Source organism: Paenibacillus catalpae, assembly GCF_900112695.1.
GTDB classification, from domain to species: domain Bacteria; phylum Bacillota; class Bacilli; order Paenibacillales; family Paenibacillaceae; genus Pristimantibacillus; species Pristimantibacillus catalpae.
On the sequence record NZ_FOMT01000001.1, the window covers coordinates 798,224 to 820,159 of the forward strand.

The following is a 21,936-nucleotide window of genomic DNA, read 5'->3' on the forward strand; positions in this document are numbered from 1 at the left end:
CCTTAAGAATTTCTTATTTGTGAATCCAAGTGGTCGGTTGCGGGGAAGATTTCTGATAAACTATACTGGCAAGCGCAACTCATTAACCTAAAAAGATGGAGAGATCCCATGAAGACCATTCAAATCCTGATCGCGGATGATGACCTTGAAATCGCCAAATTGATCAGTATCTATTTGACCAACGAAGGATACCAGGTGCTCATAGCAAACAATGGCCGTGAGGCATTGGATGTGATCGCCAAGGAATCCATACAACTAATTATTCTCGACGTCATGATGCCGGAGATGGACGGTCTGGAGGTGGTCCGGGCAGTGCGCGCGGAGCACGGGATTCCCATTCCCATTCTGATGCTGAGCGCCAAAGCCGAAGATATGGATAAAATCATGGGACTGACGACAGGTGCGGACGATTATATGGTCAAGCCGTTTAATGCCCTCGAGCTAATCGCCAGGGTGAAATCGCTGCTTCGAAGGTCCATTTATTTAAACGCACAAATTCAACCGGAGCAGGATCCGGAAGAAATTCAGATCGATTCTCTGAACATAAGCAAAAAAGCGCATACGGTAACGGTGGAGGGACGGAACGTTTATTTAACCTCGACGGAGTTCGATATTTTGTATTTGCTGGCGAGCCATCTTGGGCAGGTGTTCAGCGCGGAGGCGATCTTCGAAGCGATATGGAAGGACAAGTTCCTGGAGTCCAACAATACGGTTATGGTTCATATAAGCAAGCTTCGAGATAAATTGGAAAGCGAGCTGGGCGGCGTTAAGCTGATTCAGACCGTATGGGGAGTAGGGTATAAAATTGATCCGTAAACCGTGGAAGAGCCTTCGTTTCAAAATGTTATATTTGTTCGGGTTAAGCGCGCTGGCGTCTATCATGACGATCGGCCTCCTATACTTGGTTGCCATTGTTTTGTACAGTTCCGATTTTTTTATTTTCCCAACCCTGTTGAGAGAGATTCTGGATAATTTCGGCCTTCCGGCTACATTTGTTACTTCCAGCCTTATCTTATTTATTATTTATTTCTTCGCTCTAAGCCGTTCGACTATTCGTTATTTGATGCGAATCTCACAAGGAATCGAACAGATAGCCGGCGGAAACTTCGATTCCCCCTTACCGGTACGAGGGGGTGACGAGCTCGGAGCATTAGCGGACAATATCAATAAAATGACGGTTCAGCTGAAATCGTCCATTGAGGAGGAGCGGCGCGCCGAGCAGGCGAAAGCCGAGCTGGTTACGAATGTTTCCCATGATTTGCGTACACCTTTGACATCGATTGTCGGGTATTTGGGACTGATTGAAGAGGATCGTTACCGGGATGAAGTGGAATTGAGGCATTATGTTCAAATCGCTTATGAGAAATCCATGCGTCTGAAATCAATGATTGACGATTTATTCGAATTTACGAGGACGAGCGGAGGAATGGTGCTTCGTCTGACTCCAATCAATCTTACCCAGATGCTTGGGCAATTGGCGGCTCAATTCCGCTTGCAATTTGAACAGGCGGAGATGGAAAGCCATTTGTCTCTCCCGGATCATCCGATCATAGTTGACGCAGACGGGGATAAGCTTGTCCGGGTATTCGAAAATTTGATCCTCAACGCGATTCAATACGGAAGGGATGGCAGGAAGGTTGATATTTCGGTCTGGAGCGACAACAGGCAGGCCGTCGTTGAGATAGCAAATTACGGCGAGCCTTTGCCTGCAGCCATTATTCCGTTGATATTCGAAAGGTTTTATCGCGCTGAGCATTCCCGTTCGCACCATACGGGCGGCTCGGGACTTGGTCTCGCGATTGCCAAGAACATCGTTGAGCTGCATCATGGCGCGATTTGCGCAGCAAGCGACCAAGGGAGAACCGCGTTTACGGTGAAGCTTCCGCTCGTGAAATAGGGTAACGATGCCTGCCTAAGAGCCTGGTCCGACCAAAGTTTGGTCGAACCAGGCTTTTTTCTTTTTACCCGCGGGATAAGAGGCTGGATGATTAACTTCCGCACCATTTGTAAAAGATGGGAATAAGTAATATTCCACTTCCGCTAAAAGTCAGACTAAGGTGATTGGCTGGTGATGAAATGCCTGCAAGAAAAGTCAAACGTATAGCTGCGAAGCCGATTGTTATAGGACCAAGCAAAGTGCTGGATAAGCATAAAGGGGAAAAGATTAGTACCCAAATCGAGAGTACGATTGCGTTTATTAACGGTATTCTGGGCATGAACGAAGATTTAACGATTCGAAGATTCCATGTGTTTGGGCAGTATCAAGCCGTTATCATGTATTACTCTAATATGGTGAATCAGTCTACCGTCAATGTAGATATCGTGAAAGCACTTATGTATGTTCCTCCACACCTTATAGGAAGATCCATTGAAATCAAACAGCTGACTGATGTTCTGATGAATGACGCTCTCTATCATAGCGAAAGCAGATTGGAAAGTGAATTGACGGTTCTCGTCGATAGTCTTCTGAGGGGGGAGACAGTCGTTACGGTTGAAGGTCTGGACCATTCCCTAATCATTAATACCCGAAATATAGATAAACGTTCGATTGAACAACCTGCAACCGAGCAGGTTATTCGAGGACCGCGTGAAGGTTTTATTGAACCTTTAGGCACCAATATCTCTCTCATCCGCTATCGGCTTCAATCTCCAGATCTTCGAATAGAGACGATGGAGATTGGACGCAGAACAAAATCAAAGGTAGCCGTCTGCTATATGGAGGGAATTACCAACCCGGAGCTTGTCAAGGAAGTCAATAATCGCCTGTCCAAAATTGATACCGATACGGTGATGGATTCCGGCTACCTGGAGCAGTTCATTGAAGATAATCATTATTCGCCGTTCCCGCAAGTTCAGTATACGGAACGTCCAGACAAAGTTGTTGCCAATTTAGCCGAGGGAAGGGTGTCCATTCTTGTAGACGGCTCGCCTCTGGCATTAGTTGTTCCAACCGTATTTAACCAGTTCTATCAAACGGTAGAGGATTATACGGAGCGGTTTGTGTTAATGAGCTCAATCCGGCTCGCCAGGTTGATTGCTTTAATCTTTTCGCTGGTCTTTCCGGCTATCTACGTTTCGATTATTTCCTACAATCCGGAGCTCATCCCTACGGAATTTGCGGTTGCCGTAGCGGGAGGAAGGGCAGGGGTTCCTTTTCCGGCTGTCGTTGAAGTCATCATTATCGAAATATCAATGGAAGTGTTAAGGGAGGCCACGATCCGATTGCCGCAGCAAGTCGGCGGCGCTCTATCAATCGTTGGCGTGCTAGTCATTGGACAGGCTGCCGTAGCTGCCGGATTTGCCAGTCCCATTACGGTTGTTATTATTGCCCTAACGACAATCGGATCGTTTGCAACACCGGCTTATAATGCCGCGCTTGCGCTTCGGCTGCTTCGTTTTCCGCTCATCATTTTGGCGGGGATCTTTGGTCTTTACGGGGTTATGATCGGATTAATCCTGATTGCGAACCATCTCTTGTCGCTCAAGTCTTTTGGCGTTCCATACCTCAGCCCGCTAATCCCGGTCGATTTTCAGGGGCTGAAGGATCTGCTGATCAGAGGGCCGTTATGGCTGATGAACAAGAGACCTGCATTTTTGAAGCCTGTCGATGAAACAAAAGTATCGGAAACGATGTTCGATGAGCTGGAAAAAACGTCAACTAACGTACTAGATCCTTTAAACGATAAGAATCAGTAGGAGGAGATTGTTAGATGGAGCCCCGCCAGATTACCGTCATACAAGCATCAGCCGTTCTAGTCAGCACGATTATTGGTGTTGGCGTGCTTGCTCTTCCGCTGTTTGCCGTACGTGCGGCGGATTCTGGGGGGCCGCTTGTTACTTTTCTTGCCGTACTGCTTGCGTTTGTTGGGCTAGCTCTGATCACGTGGCTCGGCATTCGGTTTCCGGATCAAACGATTATCCGTTACAGCGAAGTGATTATTGGACGATGGCTCGCGTGGATTGGGAGCATGCTTATCATTCTCTTCTTTGCCGTGTTAACCTCGCTTACTGCGCGGGAATTCGGAGAAGTGGTCGTTACATCGGTCTTGAAATCTACTCCAGTTGAAGTGACGGTTATTGTCATGCTGCTGCTGGCGGCTATTTCTACCCGTCACGGCATAACAACGTTTGCACATATTCATACCTTTTACGTTCCGTTTCTGTTAATACCCGTTCTGGTTATCGTCGCGCTGTCGCTTAAAAATGCGGAGGCGATCAACCTTCTGCCGATCTGGGGGAATGAACAGGGCGGAATGCTGAAAGGCACGTTAACGGTTGCCGCTCTTTTTCAAGGAGCATTTATTCTAACCGCGGTCATTCCGGCCATGAAACACCCGGAAAAGGCGATGAAGGCAAGCTTCTGGGGCATGGTTATAGCTGGCGGGCTTTACATCGTAATCGTGGCAGCCACCATAAGCGTGTTTGGCTCGGAAGAAATCAAGCAGCTTCTCTGGCCTACGTTAGAATTAGCCAAAGCAACAACTTTGCCCGCAAACATATTGGAGCGCCTGGATGCTGCTTTTCTGGCCGTATGGGTGACAGCCGTGTTTACGACGCTGTTCTCCAGTTACTTCTTTACCATTTATGCGATGAGTCATCTATTTCGGCTGCGAGAGCACAAGCTGTTCTCTTATTTTATTTTGCCATTTGTATTTGTCATGGCCATGCTGCCTCAAAACATCATTCAGATGTACGAAATTATTGAAAGTGTAGGCCGTATCGGGTTAATTATCACGACAGGATATCCTGGTTTATTGCTTATCGTTTCAATCCTTCGCAAGAAGAGAGGTAATCGCGTTGCGGACAAGAAAGTGGATCAAATCGATTAGCGTGCTATGCGCGGTTATTATTGCGACGCCCTTTCTTGCTGGCTGCTGGGATCGGCTTGAAATCGAAGAGAGGGCCGTCGTGCTCGGGGTATCTATCGATACAGTTGATACGGAAGAAGCGGAGCAGGAGGAGGATGAAGTATCCCATGTACACGGGACGCTGCCTGCACCGAGGAAAGGCATGGTGCGCGTTGCCGTGCAAATTGCTCTTCCCGGCAGAATACCGCTCGGACCAGGCGAAAGCGGGGGTGGCGGCAAAGGTTCCGTTGGACAAACGGTATGGGTGATCGATGTAGTGGGACACAGCATCAATGATGCCTTCATGAATTTGCAGCAGCAGATATCCAGCAGGCTTTTTTTCGGACATCTGCGCGTCATTGTTGTGTCTGAAGCAGTGGCAAGAAGAGGGCTGGAAAACGTGAACGATTACTTCCGCCGCAACTCTGAAGTGCGCCGGATGGCCTGGCTTATGATATCAAAAGGACAAGCGCGGAAGCTCATGATGGCTGCCCCGCCTCTGGAACGAGTGCCTACGCTTTATTTAATGTCGACACTGGATGAAGGCATTCGTATGGGTAAGTTCCCTAAAGATTTTATCGGCATGTTTTGGAGCAATGTTTCTAAAAAAGGGCAGGAAGGCTTTTTGCCCTACGTTGAAATAAAGAAAGAACAAAATGTGGAAATAAAAGGTCTGGCTTATTTTGTTGATGACCATATGGTAGGGGTTACTAAACCACTGGAAATCGCAGGATACTTGGCAGTGAAAGGAATAAACCCGGCAGGCTACAGGGTGTTTGTCCAATTGGACGGAGCAGATGAAGCCGTTATGACGACGGCAACGCATCGCCGGTCCAAGATTAGTGTCCAGATCAAGGATGATGTACCGCATTTCACGATCGATATCGGTATTGAGCTTAATTTGGAAGGAAAGGTCAGCGAGAATGTCCAGATTGATAATCCGGCCGTCATGCAAATGATCGAAAACAAACAAGAAGAGGCTTCGGTCATCTTTTATTCCAATATTATAAAAAAATCGCAGGAGAAAGGATCGGATTATTTCGGATTTGGCGAAATCGTCAGAGCTAAAAAGCCGCAGTATTGGAATAAACGGATCAAGACGGCAGAGGGATGGCGCAACATGTACAAAGACTGTACTTTCGATGTCAAAGTATCGATGAAGGTGCGCCGCATCGGGATGAAGGGCAAATAAATTCTGGCTTGGAGGGGAATTGAGATGCTCGGTGGTTACACAATCGGCTATCTTTATTATGCCATTGCATTGTTTATCGCAAGCGGGTTGCTGATTCTAAATATCGATGTGAAAAACTTTCAAAAGTCGAAGCAAAAAAAAGAATGGAAAGTATCCCGAATGATTGGTTGGTTTAATGTCATTGCCGGCATCCTCACATTAATGATGAACTGGGTATTATGAGGATGCCTAAGCCCCAATAGGGGCTTTTTCTATGACACTCCTTATCGATATTCACATTTAAAATCCGAGAAATCGGCCAAAGCGTCTTGCCCATACGCATATAAACCGATGATAACGCCTGTAAATCCACCGGCCACCTCGGAGGAGAGGTACTTCGTTTGTGCCGTGCCTAATTGAATATCCTTTCCGTCTGCGTGAAGGAGGAAGGTATAACGATCAGGAGCTGCTTGAATAACCAACTTAGCATGATTGTTCAATCCAAGGTCAATTTCATTTTCAATCGATTTAACATCGCCGATATTAAGGCGTTCGAGCACTTTATAGCCGTTCGTATCTTTACGCAACGCTAAATCATAATGATGATGCTCGTCCATATAGAGGGTGATGCCGGCCTCTCCTTGCGTTAGGCTAAGCTCGCATGAAATGACCGCATTGAAGTCCTTTTGGCGGATTCCAATGAAGGTTGGGGAGTCTGCTTGATCGAGCGTGATTTCCGTCCCTTTAAGGGTTACCTTATTAGCATCTAATAGATAATTGTGAGAATGAGGATGACGAAGATAGCACCAGTCTGCGTCCCATTCTGTATTTTCAAATGTGAAGCATTTCTTCTCCTGTTGAACAACGTCGCAGAGGCTATCAAAGGACGTTATTGTGGTTCCGTCATGCCCTGCTGTAAACCAGCCGTCCTCCCCGAAGGTAACGGGCGTAAGAAAAACTTCCCGGCCAAGATGATGATAGGCAAGCCATTGGCCGCTTTGACGGAAGCCAAGATGAAGCAGCCACCAGTTACCGCTGTTATCTTGAATAAGGTCACCGTGACCGACGGCCTGGATTTCATAACCGCCTAAATTGCGGTTCGTGAGAACCGGGCTCATGGGATAAGCTTCGAAAGGACCGCTAATGGAATCCCCTCGGGCATAAGTAACCATATGGCCAAATTCGGTTCCGCCCTCTGCGGCAAGAAGATAATACATACCGTTAATGTTGTACATATGCGGCGCCTCTAGAAAACGGCCCCCTGTTCCTTGCCAAATCGAACGGCTTGGCGTCAGCCTGCTGCCCGACTCTATATCAATTTCACACTGAACGATGCCGCCAATACCGTTATCGTCGGTTCCGTTGCTCATAAAGAAAGCTCTTCCGTTCTCAAAATACAAATCCGGATCGATGCCTCCCTGATCGACATAAACCGGTTCTGACCATTCACCGTAAATATCGTCTGTCCAGACATAGAAATTTTGACGGGTTGTATCGTTGGTTGTGGTCATATAAAATCTTCCGTTGTTGTACCTTATGGTCGGAGCGAATACGCCGCCGGAACTGTTCACCTTATCGAGCTGGATCTGGCTCTCCCTCGTTAAACAATGGCCGATTTGATTCCAGTTAATCAAATCCTTGCTTTCAAAAAGCGGAACGCCGGGGAAATATTGCATCGAGCTGCATACCAGATAATAGGTATCGCCGACTTTGCAAACGCTTGGATCGGGATAGAAACCTTTAATGACCGGGTTATTGTATTTCATCTATTCACCTCGTAAGTAAATTCACATATCTAAGAATCCAAAAAAAGAGTCTCAGCTAAGGAAATTAAACACCAACGTGTAGTATCATGCAATATAAAGAGGGTTGAATGCCCAGTAAACTTCAGTTGAATGAATATAAATATGATTTCATGAGTTTGAGGTCAGGAGATTATGCGCATGATCAAAGCAAACGGGGAACCGAAATACATGGCATTATATGAAGCTCTGGCAAGCGAGGTCAGGTGGAGGATTATGGGTTTCCTTGCGGATAATGAAATGAGCGTGAAGGAAATAGCGGCAAAGTTAGAGCTTAGCCCCTCCATCGTCACCATGCACATACGCAAATTGGAACAAGCTGAATTAATCGGCAGCCGCAGGGTACGAAGAAACGGAGGAACGCATAAGATGTGTTTCCTCAAGCACAATCAGGTCGAGATCGAGCTGCCATCCGCAAGGAGCAGTGCAAGGATAAGAGAGCAGACGATCTCCGTTGGGCATTACACGGCCTTTGAGGTGCATCCGACCTGCGGACTTGGAACGCGGGAGAAGGAGATTGGAGTCTGGGATGATCCTCGTTATTTCCTTGATCCCGAGCGGGTTCATGCTTCCATTCTGTGGTTTGGGAGAGGGTATGTGGAGTACAAGACGCCTAACTATTTGGTTCCTGATCAAAGCGTCGAGGCCATAGAAATTTCGATGGAAATTGCTTCAGAAGCGCCAGGGTTGAGGGATCATTGGCCTTCGGATATTACCTTTACGTTTAACGGAAATATACTTGGAACCTGGACAAGTCCGGCCGATTTCGGAAGAGCGGCGCGCGGCAAATATACGCCTGAATGGTGGCATCGAAACGTCAATCAATACGGCTTGTTAAAGACGATTCGGATTGATGATTCGGGCACCTATATGGATGGAGAGAAGATGTCGGAAGTGACTACCGCGGATCTTCATTTGAGTGATCCCTTTTGGACACTTCGGTTTGCGGTTGAGGAGCAGGCCGTTCACGTAGGGGGATTAACGATCTATGGTTCCGGATTCGGCAATCATGATCAGGACATTGTGATCCGAGTGTATTAGGTCATCCTATTCGTGTCAAATGATTGCCTAATCCTCACTACCACTTAAGTAACCTACGAATATGAAATATAATTGAGCTATAAAGAATGACGGATCGAGGAGGGTCAAATGTCGGGCCAAATCACAACTAATAAGAGTGAGTTCGTTAGTAGGATAAAACGTTTTGCAGTAGAGGATGGCTTTTTCCAAACTGCTGTTCCTTTCCTGTTTTTCATGCGGCGTTCGGATGCAGTTCCGATTTATAACCTATGTGAAATCCCCGCCGGAAACGGCGGGGATTTCGTTTAGCATGCCAGATAGTCTTCATCACGGCTCAGCAAGATGACCTATGAAATGGGATTGACAGCCGGGAAGGAAAGAGATATATTGTAGACAACTTTAATCGACGATAATTACTGTCGTCGATTAAAGTTGTCCATGGGAAAAGCATTAACCGATTTGACTCTGGGGATACTTTCTCTGGGGAAATCAGAGACGGATTGGCATAATCAAAAATCGAAGGAGTGTATCTGTTATGGAATTGAGATTGGATTATATGAAAGTACAACCGGAATCTTTTCAGACATTATTGAAGCTGGAAGGGTATGTGAAGAAGAGCGGTCTTGACCATAAGCTTCTGGAGCTGATTAAAATTCGTGCCTCGCAAATTAACGGCTGCGCGTTCTGTCTCGATATGCATACAAAAGATGCGCTTGCGATGGGTGAGACTACGCAACGGCTGTTCCTGCTTAACGCATGGCGGGAAGCTCCTTTCTATACGGAGGCAGAGCGTGCTGCGCTAGCATTAACCGAAGCGGTTACCAAAATTTCGGATGCCGGCGTGCCGCAGGAATTATATGAGCAAGTCCGCAAACATTTCGACGAGGGCCAATATGTGAATTTGATTATGGCTATTAATGCGATCAACAGTTGGAACCGCATGGCGATTTCAACGGGTATGGTGCCAGGAGAATATCAGCCGGCTGTAAGCAAATAAGTAAATGAGCTATAACATACTCCTATTTGATTTAGATGATACGTTATTGGATTTTGGCGCCAATGAGACGGATTCGTTAAACCAATTGTTTGAGCATCACGGTTATACGCTGTCGGATGAACTGCTTCAAATCTACCGCTCCGTTAACAAGCAGCTATGGACTGATTATGAGAATGGGGTTATAGAATTACAGGTTGTGCTGAACTCGCGATTCTCGGAAACACTGTCGAGACTGGACAAAGTGGTTGATGGTTTACAATGGGAAAACAAGTACAGAGAGCTGTTAGGCAGCGGAGTTCAGCTGCATATGGACGGCGCTTTGGAGATCTGCCAGAGCTTATCCGCCTCTCACAGACTGTTTATTATTACGAACGGTATCACTCAAACTCAGATCAAGCGATTGAAGCAGGCAGGCTTATATCCTTTTTTCGAAGACATTTTTGATTCGCAAAGCATAGGATTTCAGAAGCCTTCAACACAATTTTTCGACTATGTGATGAGTCATATTAAAGACTTCAATAAAAAAGAAGCCCTTATAATCGGAGATTCGTTAAATACGGATATAAAAGGCGGTCTTCTGTCTGGGATTGATACCTGTTGGATTAACAGAAAGGGCCTAGAACATCCTGCGGAAATACCAAGCACTTTCACGATCAAGAGTTTATTGGAATTACCCGATATATGTTCCCGGGGCAGCAAGTCATAATTCGCGTGCCATAAGAAAAAGCTGATGAGGAATCCTCATCAGCTTTTTTGCTTACCATTACTTATTCACCTGTAAGGCTTGTTTCGGGCTGACCTGCCGTGCCGGAAGCAAGCAGAGAAGGGTCGCGGCCAGAGCTGCAATTACAAATACCACGGACCCAAGTATAGAATGCGAGATCGCGTTGGCAAATTGCACATTAGATGCTTGCTCTGCATGGCTGGATCCATTAAATACGGTTATTAGAACAGCCAAGCCTAATGAAGCACCGCTTTGATGCGCGACGTTGATCAGGCCGGAGGCTGCACCTGAATTTTGAGGCTCCACGCCGGCAAGCCCCATGACGGTAAGCGGCTGGAATACCATTCCGGCGCCAATGCCCATAATAGCGAGGAGAATAAACATCTCGGGGTAGAAATGAGCTTGCGCCGAGACGATTCGACTTAGCCATAGTGTACCTATGATTGCGATTAGTAAACCGGCAACCAGAACCTTTATATTGCCAAAACGGCGTACGAGTCCCTGCAACAGGTACATCATACCGAACTGGGCGACAGTAAAGGGCAGGAAGGCCATTCCTGCTTCAAACGAACTGAAGCCAAGGACGTTCTGTAAATATTGGGGGATGAAGAAAAAGAGTGAGAAGTTCCCGCCCACCATCAGAAATCGACCAAGATAAGCTCCGGACCGCTGGCGGCTTGCAAATAATCGAAGCGGGATGATTGGCTCGGCCGCCCGAGCTTCAATCAGCACAAACGTCGTTAACATAACAATCCCGGCTGCAAGCGGAATCCATGTTTCAGTCGTCCTCCAGCCGTAATCCGCAGCTTGAACAAAGCCATATACCAATGCCGTCATGCCAATGACTGATGTGAGTGCTCCCCATAGATCAAAACGTCCGGTTCTGATCTCGGTCTTCTGGATAAATTTCTGTACCAAATACAGCAAAGCAATCCCGATGGGAACATTAATAAACATACCGAGGCGCCAAGAAACGAAATCGGTGAAGAATCCGCCAAGAATGAGGCCGATACTGCCGCCGGCAGCCGAAACCGCGCTGTACATGGCGATCGCTCTGGAACGTTCCTTAGCCTCTACAAAGGTTGCTGACAACAGTGCCAGCGCTGCAGGTGTTGCGAGTGCAGCCGCAAAGCCCTGGAAGGCGCGGGAGACCAGCAAAAATTCAGCGGTTGGCGCTATGCCTGCCAGCAGAGAGGTCAGCGAAAATAATCCAATGCCTATAGCAAGCATTCTTCTGCGCCCCAGTAGATCCCCTGCCCGGGCACCAAGCAGCAAGAATCCGCCAAACGCCAGAACATAGCTGTTCTGAACCCAGGTCAAGCTGGTTGTAGACATATGAAGCGAGCGGCCGATCTCAGGAATTGCCGTTACCATAACAGAAGCGTCAAGCACAACGATAAGTTGGCACGCGATAATAATCATTAGAATGATCCATTTGGTCTGATGCATATGCACGTTCCTTTCCATAATTCGAGTTTGTGGTTCTGAATGCTATTATGGATGGAATCAACATCAGGAAGTAGACCGTTCCTGCTTAAAAATTGCACAAAACTGCAAGATCATCGTTCTTTCCCTTTGCAAGCTTCTCGAATGCTTATATAATCTAGAAACAGGATGGGAGGAGTTGAATAGATGCTGGAACATACCCGCACGACAGGTGGAAAAAGTGTTTCTATTCATAAGAAAGTACTGGATCAGCTTATTGTGATGACAGAACGGATTACGCTGACAGAGGGACGTACACCAACCATAGTGCCGTTTCTAACCATCGTCAGGCGCAATAGCGAAACACTGAGGAGCCCAGGTGTATTAACTCCTTCTTTTTGTCTAATTCTCCAAGGGGAGAAGAAGCTTTACCTTGGTCAGGATGTTTTCCTGTACGAAGCGGGCGATTTCCTGGCGTCGCTGATTGATATTCCGGCTTCCGCCCAGATTGTTGGAGCTACGGAAGATTCCCCTTATATTGGACTGCGCATCGACTTTACGACGCAAGAGATTGCTTCGGTCATGATGGAGGCAGAAATCAACGCGGAGCCCAAGGATAAAAAGCTGACGGCCGCAGCTTTCATTGGTAAATCGGATGCTGATCTGCTGGACATTTTTTACCGCCTAATGAAGCTGATCGACAAACCAAACGAAGTTCGGTTTCTATCCGAGCTCCTCAAGAAGGAAATGATTTTTAACCTGCTCTCAGGTGATTTCGGCCATTTGTTTATGCAGAAGGTACTGTTTGATCAAAGAGCAGATGGAATCGGCAAGGCGATTCAATGGATCCAGGAGAACTACAAGAGATCATTTACCATTGAGGAGCTGGCAAAGTCCTGTAACCTGAGCACCTCCGGACTTCATCATAAATTCAAAGCGATTACAACCATGGGGCCATTGCAGTATCAAAAGCAGCTTCGCCTGCAAGAAGCAAGGCGTATGATGTTAAGCGGTCCCGTAGGCGTTACGACGGCTGCGCTGACGGTAGGCTACGAAAGTCCGTCGCAATTCAACCGGGAGTACAGGAGGCTGTTTGGTCAATCTCCTCTGCAGGATATTAAAGCCATTCGCAAAGCTTCCGGCGCTTTGGGATTCGAGAATAGTTAACATAAGCGAGCGTGTGAATAACAAAAGGACATTGCCGAAATGGCAATGTCCTTTTGTTACTCATACCCGAATTACTGCTGTACCGACTTTCGATAACGAAGCGGCGATACGCCTTCTCTTCGCTTGAAGCAGGCGGAGAAATACGGCGCGTAGCGAAAACCTACTTCCTCGGCAACCCGTTCGATCGACCACTCCGAGGAAATGAGCAGTTTCTTGGCCTGCTCCAAGCGGAACTCGAGCAAGTAATGACTTGGCGTCATCCCATATTTCTTCTTCATGCAGCGGACAATGTAATTAGGGTGGAAATGGAGTTCTTCGGCCAGAATTTCATTCGTAATGTCTTCACGGAAGTTCTGCTGCAGATAAAAGGCGGCTTTCTCCGCGAGTCGCGTGGCCGGAGTATGGGTTCTGTTCAAGCTCTCGCCTTCAAGCAAGGCGAGAAGCCGAGCAAGTAAACGCTGCTCTTCCCAGAAAGAATCCCCGACTGTCAAGTTAAGCAGCTCGCGCATCAGCTTAAAGGCACTCTCAGGATCAGCCAGCGTGATGTGCTTCGGAATGCGAATGACGTGCGGGTTCGCGAAGGAAGTCGCGGAAGCCCCATCCTTCGCGTGTGTTCTCCAGGCTGTATGCTCGAAATGAACCCAATAAAAAATCGTGTTCTGCTCGCAGGGCTTAACCGAGTAGTGTTCGCCATCGGGCAGCAGGAGTATGGTATCTCCTTTCCGAAGGGACCATTCTTGCCCATTCTCTCCGATAAACAGCCCTCCCTCAGCCACAATGATCAAGTCAAACAGACCGAAGTTCCTTCGGTTGGGATGCCGGTCGCCGATTCGAAATTCCGAACGCCCGGACTCCCAATAATAGGGAAGCGGCGGAGTCTGCATGATTACGAGGTTGTTTTCATTCAAGGAAATCACGCGCCTTGCTGTGTCATTTTGTATAAGAAAAAGTTCAATCCGTTCCTATTTCATTAGATGGATAAAGCATATACTGGGTAGCATGCGGAGTCAATTTTTATCGTTTTGAGTCCATACTGCAGTAGTTTTTAAGGAGGATTATGATGACAAATATACAAACCGCTATTCAAGATCATTTTTGGAGTCATTATTCGGAGCTCGTTCGTCAAACGGTTATTCCCTATCAATGGGAGGCTCTGAACGATCGGATTCAAGACGCGGAGCCAAGCTACTCTATCCGGAATTTCCGGATTGCCGCGGGCTTAGAGGTGGGAGAGTTCGGCGGCTGGATTTTTCAGGACAGCGATCTCTACAAGTGGCTTGAGGCGGTTGCTTATTCGCTCAAGCGTTATCCCGACCCTGAGTTGGAGAAAATGGCAGACGGCGCTATCGGGCTAATCGGACAAGCACAGCACGAGAACGGGTATCTAAACACCTATTTCACGATTCAGGAGCCGGGAAAAGAATGGACCAACCTGTATGAAGCCCATGAGCTGTACTGTGCGGGTCACTTGTTTGAAGCAGCTGTTGCTTATTATGACGCGACGGGCAAGCGCAATTTGCTTGACATCGCCTGCCGGTTCGCCGATTTGATTGCCAGCCTGTTCGGCACGAACCCGGGACAGATGCGGGCTTATTGCGGCCATCCGGAGATTGAATTGGCTCTGGTTAAGCTGTATCAGGCTACGGGTGAAGAACGGTATCTGAACTTGAGTTTATATTTCATTGACGAACGCGGCAGCAAGCCAAGCTACTTCCTTGAGGAGTGGGAACGACGTGGACGGACAACGATCTGGGCTCAAGGGGAACCCAATCTCGAGGTTTATCAGAGCCATCTGCCGGTTCGCGAGCAGTCAGTCGCCGTCGGGCACTCTGTCCGGGCAGTATACCTGTACACGGCGATGGCGGATATTGCCCGTCTAACCGGCGACAGCAAACTTAGTGAAGCCTGCGAGCGGCTGTGGGCCAATACGACCGGCAAACAAATGTACATCACCGGAGGAATCGGGGCGACTCATCTCGGTGAAGCCTTTACATTCGATCACGACCTTCCGAACGACACCGTATATGCGGAGACCTGTGCTTCGATAGGTATGATATTCTGGGCACGGCGAATGCTGCAATTGGAGGCAAAGAGCGAATACGCTGACGTGATGGAACGGGCTTTGTACAATAACGTGCTTGGAAGCATGGCAAAGGACGGCAAGCATTTCTTCTACGTGAATCCGCTGGAAGTCTGGCCGGAAGCCAGTGCCAAGAGCCCGGATAAGTTCCATGTCAAGCCGGTCAGGCAGAAATGGTTCGGCTGCTCTTGCTGCCCGCCCAATGTCGCTCGTTTGATCAGCTCGCTGGACGAGTACATTTATGGCGTGTCAGAAGACGGCCAAGCCGTTCACGTCCACTTGTATATCGGAAGTGAACTGTCGTTTGAGACAGGAGGCCGAAAGGTGTCGTTAAGCCAGAAGTCAGAGCTGCCGTGGAACGGCCGTGTTGAATTCTCTGTAATGATTCCGGGAAGCACGAATGACGGAATTGCATTTAATCTCGCGCTTCGCATTCCGAATTGGTTCGGTAGTGAACGCCCGACATTAACGGTGAATGGTGAAACTCTGCAGTACCATGTTGAACAAGGATACGCCATAATAAACCGCGCATGGAATGACGGGGATAAGCTGGAGTGGCTGCTGCCTATCGAGACAAAGCTGATCGCTGCGAACCCGCTGATCCGCGCGGATGCTGGTAAAGCCGCCATTCAACGCGGTCCGCTCGTATACTGCGTGGAAGAAGCGGATAATGGGAAGCCGCTTGCCACCCTGTCGCTTGCTGATGAACCGGTACTGAGTGAAAGCGAAGCTTCCGGACTTCTTGGAGGCTGTGTCGTTGTGGAAGGAAACGGGGTCGTTGCAGATCAGTCCGGCTGGGAAGAAGGACTTCCTTACCGGCCGCTTAGCAAGAAGAGAAAAGCCGTTCGGTTCAAGGCTATTCCTTATTACCTGTGGGGCAACCGCGAGCCCGGCGAAATGAGCGTCTGGCTCCGCTATTAAGTTCATAACGGACGGCCTTTAGTGTCATGTTGCTCTAACAAGAAATAAAAGTTCCTTGCCGTTTGCATAATGTGGGTTTGATTGGAGAAATTAATCTCAGCACCATAAATTACATCACATTAGGAGGGCTTTTCATGGCTAAGAGCAATTCTTTAGTGGTACCACAGGCATCGCAGGCTTTGGATCAAATGAAATTCGAAGTTGCTTCACAACTGGGTATTCAGTTATCGCGTGATGGTTATAACGGTGATTTAACTACTTACAACGCTGGCAAAATTGGCGGATCGATTACTCGCCGTTTAGTTGAAATCGCTGAACAAAGTCTCGGCGGTGGATCCACAGCTTTCCGTAAATAACGTATACTTAGAAACAAGGCTGCCTATCTGTGATAGGCAGCCTTGTTCTTGTCTTTTTCAACAATTGCGGTCGTCCATACGCCATGTCCGTCTGGTCCATCAATTCATCAACGTCGACGTTTCGGCCTAAACAATCCGGCATTTATTATCAGTTAGCAAGCGTTGCGTTTGAACAGATCACGCAGGGAGAATCCTTTAAAGGGTTTACTTACAGTTGTACCTTCGATATGCCCAGGATGCTATAAATCTGCTCCATATCCAGATGAGCGCGGACATGCTCGGCCAATCGGTCAAAAGCCTCAATCTGCCTGCTGCGAAATGGCAATATCTCTTCGATTGGAGCGAGATGGTTATGAATGCGAACCATATTCAGGTACTGTCTCCGGAAAGCGTCGTTATGAAAAATACCGTGCACATACGTCCCGAATATGCGGCCATCCTCCGAGATTGTCCCTTCAGCTTGTCCGTTAATGGAGAGTAGGGAATGAGCCTGCGCGAGCGGTATTGTTTGGCCCATATGGATCTCATAGCCTTCAATCGGAAGTCCTTGCATGGCTGGCCAATCGGGATGAGTGCTTGCCACGCTTCCGCTAACCCGTTCCGTTCGCTTTTCTGTAAAAAACGTCGTGGCGAGCGGGAGATAATCAAGACCGTTCGCTTCTACATGAGCGGATTCGACCTGCTGCGGATCGTACAGATTCCGACCAAGCATTTGGTAGCCTCCACAAATCCCGGCAAGATAGCTGCCCTCCGCCACCAGTTTGGCGATAGCCTCCGCTATGCGTGACTGTTCCAGGAAGAGCAAGTCTTCAAGCGTGTTTTTCGAGCCTGGAATCATAATAATGTCCGGTTGTCCGAGTTGATCAACACTCTCTACGTAACGAAGCGAGACGTCCGGTTCTGCCTCAAGTGGATCAAAGTCGGTGAAATTAGAAATACGCGGAAGCCGAATAACCGCTATGTCTATCTCTTTATCTTCGTTTCCTGCCTGATCCTTCCGCTTCTCCAGAACAACGGAGTCTTCCGCTTCAATATCGAGCCTTGGCATATGAGGGATGACGCCAAGAACCGGAATACCGGTACGCTCCTCCAGCCAATCCAGACCGGGCTGCAGAAGACTGACGTCGCCGCGAAATTTATTAATAATAAATCCTTTCACCCGGTTTCGCTCGTCTTCTTCCAGCAGCTCCAGCGTTCCGACGATCGAAGCAAAGACGCCGCCGCGGTCAATATCCGCGACAAGCAGAACGGGTGCGTCGGCCCATTTTGCCATCCGCATGTTAACAATATCCCGGTCTTTGAGATTAATCTCGGCCGGACTTCCGGCACCTTCCAGCACAACGATATCATACTCTCCTCGAAGACGGTTAAGCGCGTCTGTCACGATGCCACCGGCAAGAGGAATATACTCCTCCCGGTAGCGCCATGCGCTCATTTCTTCCAACGGCTTGCCGTGCACGACGATTTGTGCCTTCATGTCTCCGGTCGGCTTAATCAGAATCGGATTCATATCGGTCGTAGCCGCAATACCGCAAGCTTCTGCCTGGACGCCTTGTGCCCGGCCAATCTCCTTGCCGTCAAGGGTTACATAGGAGTTAAGCGCCATATTTTGCGATTTGTAGGGTGCCGTTTTCCATCCGTCCTGTACGAAAATACGGCATAAAGCCGTACTGAGCACACTTTTTCCTACATCTGAAGCTGTTCCTTGTATCATAATGGTTGCTGCCTGTTTCAAGCTTCTGCCTCCTCGAGTTGCTTGCTTAACCCTTGAATAGTCTTGTATTTCAATATAAACCATGTTTTGTAGAAGTGAAAGAAACAGGCAATTAGACATATTTAATATATATAATATGAGTGATATAATATTTTACAAATAAAGCGCTTACATCATTTTGGGGATTTCATAGAGTCTCAGCGCTTATTGGGCAGCTTGATGTCGGCACACTTCAGTTTAGGGTGAAGGCAGGTGATACGAGTAACTGAATGATGAGACGTTCTTGAGCAACAGGTGAAAGGATTTCATTAATAGTCGAATTCGTATTGATTGAAACCTAATGCTTTCGATGTATGAATCACCACAAATAGCCTGATCCAGGCAACATTATGAGGTCATTCTTTTGAGGAGGATTAAGATGAAATGGAATAAGAAATTAGGTGCAGCCATCCTTGCAACGGTTATTGTGGCTGCCTCCGCTCCATTCGTAGGGCTTCCGAAAGCGGAGGCATCCGGATTGTCCTGGCCATCAGGACAAATCCTTCCGTCTTTTTCAGCGCCTGCATCCACGCTCGACGTTATGAATCTGGTTACGGAGTATAAATATGAAGCGGAGGGGACGCAGGTCGGACATGGTACCGGTCATTTGGACGGCAACGGCTGGCTTGCACAAACGTCGATTGATGCTCCTAATAAGCACATGGTATACGGGCCGTATGCTACCGATATTCCGGCAGGTGCGAACCAAGCCTTTTTTGATATGATTATCGATAATAACACGGCTAATAATGATGTTATTGTAACGGTTGATGTAAGAGACAATACGAACGGGCAAATACTGGCCACACGCGATATTACCCGGAAGGAATGGACGAAGGTCGGCTCCTACGAGAGATTTACGTTAAACTTCAATAACCCGACAGTCGGACACGCGATCGAATTCAGGGTCTATTGGTACGGTCGGGCTTATACGAAAGTAGATGCTGTTGGTACTAGTCTGCAGGGCAAATCGGACGAAACCGTTGTATTTACGACTCTTAAAGGACTCGTCAATAAAACGCAGCCAAGAATCTACACCTATGATGATAACGTCAAAAATGAAGACGGGAAGGACAAATGGCTGAATGATTTGGGCATTGGTCATGCGGACGTGGCGGACAATTGGTCGCTGATCACCAAATATGCCAGCGAAATTAACGGAATTGTCGTCTATGATGCTGCCGTTCCTGATACGGTGAACCTGGCTACAACAATCGCATCGCAATCCGGCGGAATAGTGGCACCTCCAAGCCTGGTGAGCAAGCTGACTTCTACTCCGTACAATTTGCCGATATTGGATGATTTGCGCGGAGATTTCAGCACAAAGCTGCAGGTGTATCAATATTTGCACGACCATTATTGGTCCTCGCTGCCGCATAAACTCCTTATCGGCTTAAATCCGGGAATTAAGGGGGCCTTGCGCGAGTATGCGTTGGCAACCGGGACGGCTGTCGTTTGGCTGGATCCGTCTGTTCCGGCAGAAAAAACGCTGCTGCAAAGTTTCTTCTCCGATATGCCGTATGGCAGCGGGATTTACATGGGCTGGTGGCCGGATGAGGCAATAGGTGTTCAAGCGGCTTCCGAATATGGCATTTCTACGATTGCAAGCGACTGGTCCTCCAATCTGACCGTATTCAGCGGCACTTCCAGAACGGTTAATGTGAAGCCGGTGCCGAGCAAACCGCCGCTTCAGAATAAAATCTATGTCTCGCTCATCTTGAGTGACGGCGACAATCTGCAGTACATGGAGCATCGCTTCAAGAAAATTTGGGATTCGCCTAACCGCGGAGCAGTGCCGCTGGGCTGGACGGTATCGCCGGCGATGCTTGACGCGATGCCAGGCGTGCTGAATTATTTGTATAATACCGCTACTCCTAACGACGCTCTAATAGCCGGACCTTCCGGTGTTGGCTATACGTATCCAAACTTTTGGGCGAATCAGACCTATCTGGATAACTTCGTTGCCTTATCTAATGATTACATGAACCGTGCCGGCTTAAAGGTGGCTACCATATGGAATACAATTACCGGCGGCATTAATCCAAACGTAGGAAACAGCTTTGCGCAATATGCTCCGTCGTTATTAGGCTTAACGGGACAAAACGCCGGCAGTCCAATCACCATCTACGGCAACTCGCTGCCGACTCAAGGGTTGAGTGCGACCTATTGTTACTCCGAAGCAACGATCATCTCCGAGATCAATAATGCAATTGCCGGCTGGAATGGTACAGCGCCGCGTTTTGTGAGCATTCAGTCTAATCCATGGGATGTCTCCTATCAGATGATCGTCAATGCGGCGAATAACTTCAGCAGCAACAGCAATATCGTGTTTGTCAGACCGGATACGTACTTCCAATTAATGCGGGAACAATACAACCTCCCGATTGATCCGTCTGCTGCAGTACAGTAATACGCGGTTGAAAACAACATTACGATTCATTAACAGTTTAGGTTAGTTGAAGCGAGAGGGGCGCATGGTAATCATGCGTCCCTCTTTTACTTGGGCTTCACTCAGGTAAATAAGTTTGACTACAATCCCTTCGTACTGTAATGTGCAAGGGAGCAGAGAAAGAATAAAAATGATGAATCAGCCAAAGGGAGATACAAATGCCTTCAATTATTACAAAACCATTCGATAAATACATGCAAAACCTATTAGGTGAGTTAAGCTCCGGTTATCATGCAGGAGAACTCAGCAAGAAGGACCAATCAGAAATTCCGGAAGAGATTTATATCATCGAGAAGGATGACGAAATGGTTGGATACGCCGTTATTCGGGAATACGCGCAGGGCAACCAGTTAATACAGAAGGCCGAGAAGGATTATTTTCATCCGGATGAAAGGTATCTGGAGAAGGACTTCTATATCGAGATCAAGTACGAGACGAACTTTGTGTTTATTGAAGTACTCGACGTACTGAAGGAGCATGAAGGAAAAGGGTATGCGGCCTATTTCATCAATTGGCTGAAAGCGAAATACCCGAATAAAAAGATGTACGTATACACGCTGGATAAATCGCGCAACTTCTGGTTTAAGCAGCAGTTCGAGGTTGTGGGAAATACGGTTTGGATGACTTATAATTAATAAGACTTGCAGCTTACGTAGAATAGGAAGTGGATGGTAATGGCAAAGCTGACCCCTTATTTTTACTCGGAGGATGCCAAAGGACAAGCCGGGTTTTATGTGCAGGCGCTTGGCGGAGAAATTCGCGATCAGATGACTTATGGACAAGCTCCGGGTACAGATGAAGCGATGAAAGACAAGATTATTCACATGTCCTTTACGGCGGCGGGCGTAAACTTCTTTATCGCCGATACGATGCATGAGCCTCCAGGCCGCAGCAGCGCATTGGACTTAAGCCTCGAATTCAAAACAGTTGAGGAAGCGCAGCAAGCATTCGCTAATCTGTCTGAAGGCGGAAAGGTCATTATGCCCCTTGAAAAGCAATTCTGGGGAACCTTATTTGGCCGTCTGGAAGACAAGTTTGGCATCAAGTGGCAGATCAGTACAGAGCCGCAAGCGCAGAATTGAATGAATGATTGATCAGACCGCGTCCATCGCGGTTTTTTTGTTGTCTATTTATCATCTTGGAATCACCTACATTATCCGTAGGATTGCATCTTATTGCCGTTACCATTATGTTCCTATAATTAGAGGTACGGTAATGAAAGGA

At 47.8% G+C, this 21,936-nt stretch carries 19 protein-coding genes; 15 read left to right on the forward strand and 4 right to left on the reverse strand.

Annotation, left to right across the window (positions count from 1 at the left end; genetic code table 11):
- Window positions 1-108: 108 nt before the first annotated feature.
- The 6 genes from BM200_RS03180 to BM200_RS03205 all read left to right on the forward strand — a co-directional run bounded on the left by BM200_RS03180 (window position 109) and on the right by BM200_RS03205 (window position 6,261).
- Window positions 109-816, forward strand: coding sequence for a response regulator transcription factor (locus BM200_RS03180; RefSeq protein WP_091181252.1), 708 nt, complete (start codon window positions 109-111; stop codon window positions 814-816).
- Window positions 806-1,897: a sensor histidine kinase gene (locus BM200_RS03185; protein WP_091181254.1), complete on the forward strand. Its 1,092-nt coding sequence runs from the start codon at window positions 806-808 to the stop codon at window positions 1,895-1,897. Before BM200_RS03180 ends, BM200_RS03185 begins: the two co-directional genes overlap by 11 nt.
- A gap of 179 nt (window positions 1,898-2,076) precedes the next feature.
- On the forward strand, window positions 2,077-3,696 hold the full coding sequence (locus tag BM200_RS03190; protein ID WP_091181256.1) for a spore germination protein: 1,620 nt from the start codon (window positions 2,077-2,079) through the stop codon (window positions 3,694-3,696).
- A gap of 14 nt (window positions 3,697-3,710) precedes the next feature.
- The gene (locus BM200_RS03195) at window positions 3,711-4,829 is read left to right on the forward strand and encodes a GerAB/ArcD/ProY family transporter (protein WP_091181258.1); all 1,119 of its coding nucleotides are present in this window, start codon (window positions 3,711-3,713) and stop codon (window positions 4,827-4,829) included.
- Window positions 4,798-6,039, forward strand: a complete 1,242-nt coding sequence (locus BM200_RS03200; RefSeq protein WP_091181259.1) for a Ger(x)C family spore germination protein — start codon at window positions 4,798-4,800, stop codon at window positions 6,037-6,039. The genes BM200_RS03195 and BM200_RS03200 overlap by 32 nt, the downstream gene beginning before the upstream one ends.
- Window positions 6,040-6,063: 24 nt before the next feature.
- Entirely contained in the window at window positions 6,064-6,261 is a 198-nt protein-coding gene (locus BM200_RS03205) for a CLC_0170 family protein (protein ID WP_091181262.1), read from the forward strand.
- 41 nt (window positions 6,262-6,302) lie between these two features.
- Here the strand turns inward: BM200_RS03205 and BM200_RS03210 are convergent, their stop codons facing one another.
- Window positions 6,303-7,784, reverse strand: a complete 1,482-nt coding sequence (locus BM200_RS03210) for a glycoside hydrolase family 43 protein (protein WP_091181264.1) — start codon at window positions 7,782-7,784, stop codon at window positions 6,303-6,305.
- Window positions 7,785-7,961: 177 nt separating this feature from the next.
- Here BM200_RS03210 and BM200_RS03215 point away from each other — a divergent pair, with 177 nt between their 5' ends.
- From BM200_RS03215 to BM200_RS03230, 3 genes are all read left to right on the forward strand, one after another.
- Entirely contained in the window at window positions 7,962-8,861 is a 900-nt protein-coding gene (locus BM200_RS03215) for an ArsR/SmtB family transcription factor (protein ID WP_091181266.1), read from the forward strand.
- Window positions 8,862-9,375: 514 nt separating this feature from the next.
- Window positions 9,376-9,837 carry a carboxymuconolactone decarboxylase family protein gene (locus tag BM200_RS03225; protein WP_091181271.1) on the forward strand — a complete coding sequence of 154 codons (462 nt, stop codon included), beginning with the start codon at window positions 9,376-9,378 and terminating at the stop codon, window positions 9,835-9,837.
- Between the two features lie 4 nt (window positions 9,838-9,841).
- A complete protein-coding gene (locus BM200_RS03230; protein WP_091181272.1) occupies window positions 9,842-10,543 on the forward strand; it encodes a YjjG family noncanonical pyrimidine nucleotidase in 702 nt (233 codons plus the stop codon).
- Window positions 10,544-10,600: 57 nt separating this feature from the next.
- Here BM200_RS03230 and BM200_RS03235 read toward each other — a convergent pair whose 3' ends face one another.
- Window positions 10,601-12,010 (reverse strand): MFS transporter, encoded by a 1,410-nt coding sequence (locus tag BM200_RS03235; protein WP_091181274.1) that lies wholly within the window; start codon window positions 12,008-12,010, stop codon window positions 10,601-10,603.
- Window positions 12,011-12,193: 183 nt separating this feature from the next.
- On the opposite strand from BM200_RS03235, the gene BM200_RS03240 reads away from it, so the two are divergent.
- Window positions 12,194-13,153, forward strand: coding sequence for an AraC family transcriptional regulator (locus BM200_RS03240; RefSeq protein ID WP_091181277.1), 960 nt, complete (start codon window positions 12,194-12,196; stop codon window positions 13,151-13,153).
- A 71-nt stretch (window positions 13,154-13,224) separates the two neighbouring features.
- On the opposite strand, the gene BM200_RS03245 is transcribed toward BM200_RS03240, so the two are convergent.
- The gene (locus BM200_RS03245; protein WP_245772876.1) at window positions 13,225-14,061 is read right to left on the reverse strand and encodes a helix-turn-helix transcriptional regulator; all 837 of its coding nucleotides are present in this window, start codon (window positions 14,059-14,061) and stop codon (window positions 13,225-13,227) included.
- 149 nt (window positions 14,062-14,210) lie between these two features.
- Here BM200_RS03245 and BM200_RS03250 point away from each other — a divergent pair, with 149 nt between their 5' ends.
- The gene (locus tag BM200_RS03250) at window positions 14,211-16,154 is read left to right on the forward strand and encodes a glycoside hydrolase family 127 protein (RefSeq protein ID WP_425434514.1); all 1,944 of its coding nucleotides are present in this window, start codon (window positions 14,211-14,213) and stop codon (window positions 16,152-16,154) included.
- Between the two features lie 134 nt (window positions 16,155-16,288).
- A complete protein-coding gene (locus BM200_RS03255) occupies window positions 16,289-16,510 on the forward strand; it encodes an alpha/beta-type small acid-soluble spore protein (protein ID WP_091181282.1) in 222 nt (73 codons plus the stop codon).
- A 208-nt stretch (window positions 16,511-16,718) separates the two neighbouring features.
- Here the strand turns inward: BM200_RS03255 and BM200_RS03260 are convergent, their stop codons facing one another.
- A complete protein-coding gene (locus BM200_RS03260; RefSeq protein ID WP_245772931.1) occupies window positions 16,719-18,224 on the reverse strand; it encodes a cobyric acid synthase in 1,506 nt (501 codons plus the stop codon).
- Between the two features lie 418 nt (window positions 18,225-18,642).
- Here BM200_RS03260 and BM200_RS03265 point away from each other — a divergent pair, with 418 nt between their 5' ends.
- The 3 genes from BM200_RS03265 (at window position 18,643) to BM200_RS03275 (ending at window position 21,794) form a co-directional block, all read left to right on the forward strand.
- Complete coding sequence (locus tag BM200_RS03265; protein WP_245772877.1) at window positions 18,643-20,673, forward strand: GxGYxYP domain-containing protein; 2,031 nt, start codon at window positions 18,643-18,645, stop codon at window positions 20,671-20,673.
- 197 nt (window positions 20,674-20,870) lie between these two features.
- Complete coding sequence (locus BM200_RS03270) at window positions 20,871-21,347, forward strand: GNAT family N-acetyltransferase (RefSeq protein ID WP_091181288.1); 477 nt, start codon at window positions 20,871-20,873, stop codon at window positions 21,345-21,347.
- Between the two features lie 39 nt (window positions 21,348-21,386).
- A complete protein-coding gene (locus BM200_RS03275; RefSeq protein WP_091181289.1) occupies window positions 21,387-21,794 on the forward strand; it encodes a VOC family protein in 408 nt (135 codons plus the stop codon).
- The last annotated feature ends 142 nt before the right edge of the window (window positions 21,795-21,936 follow it).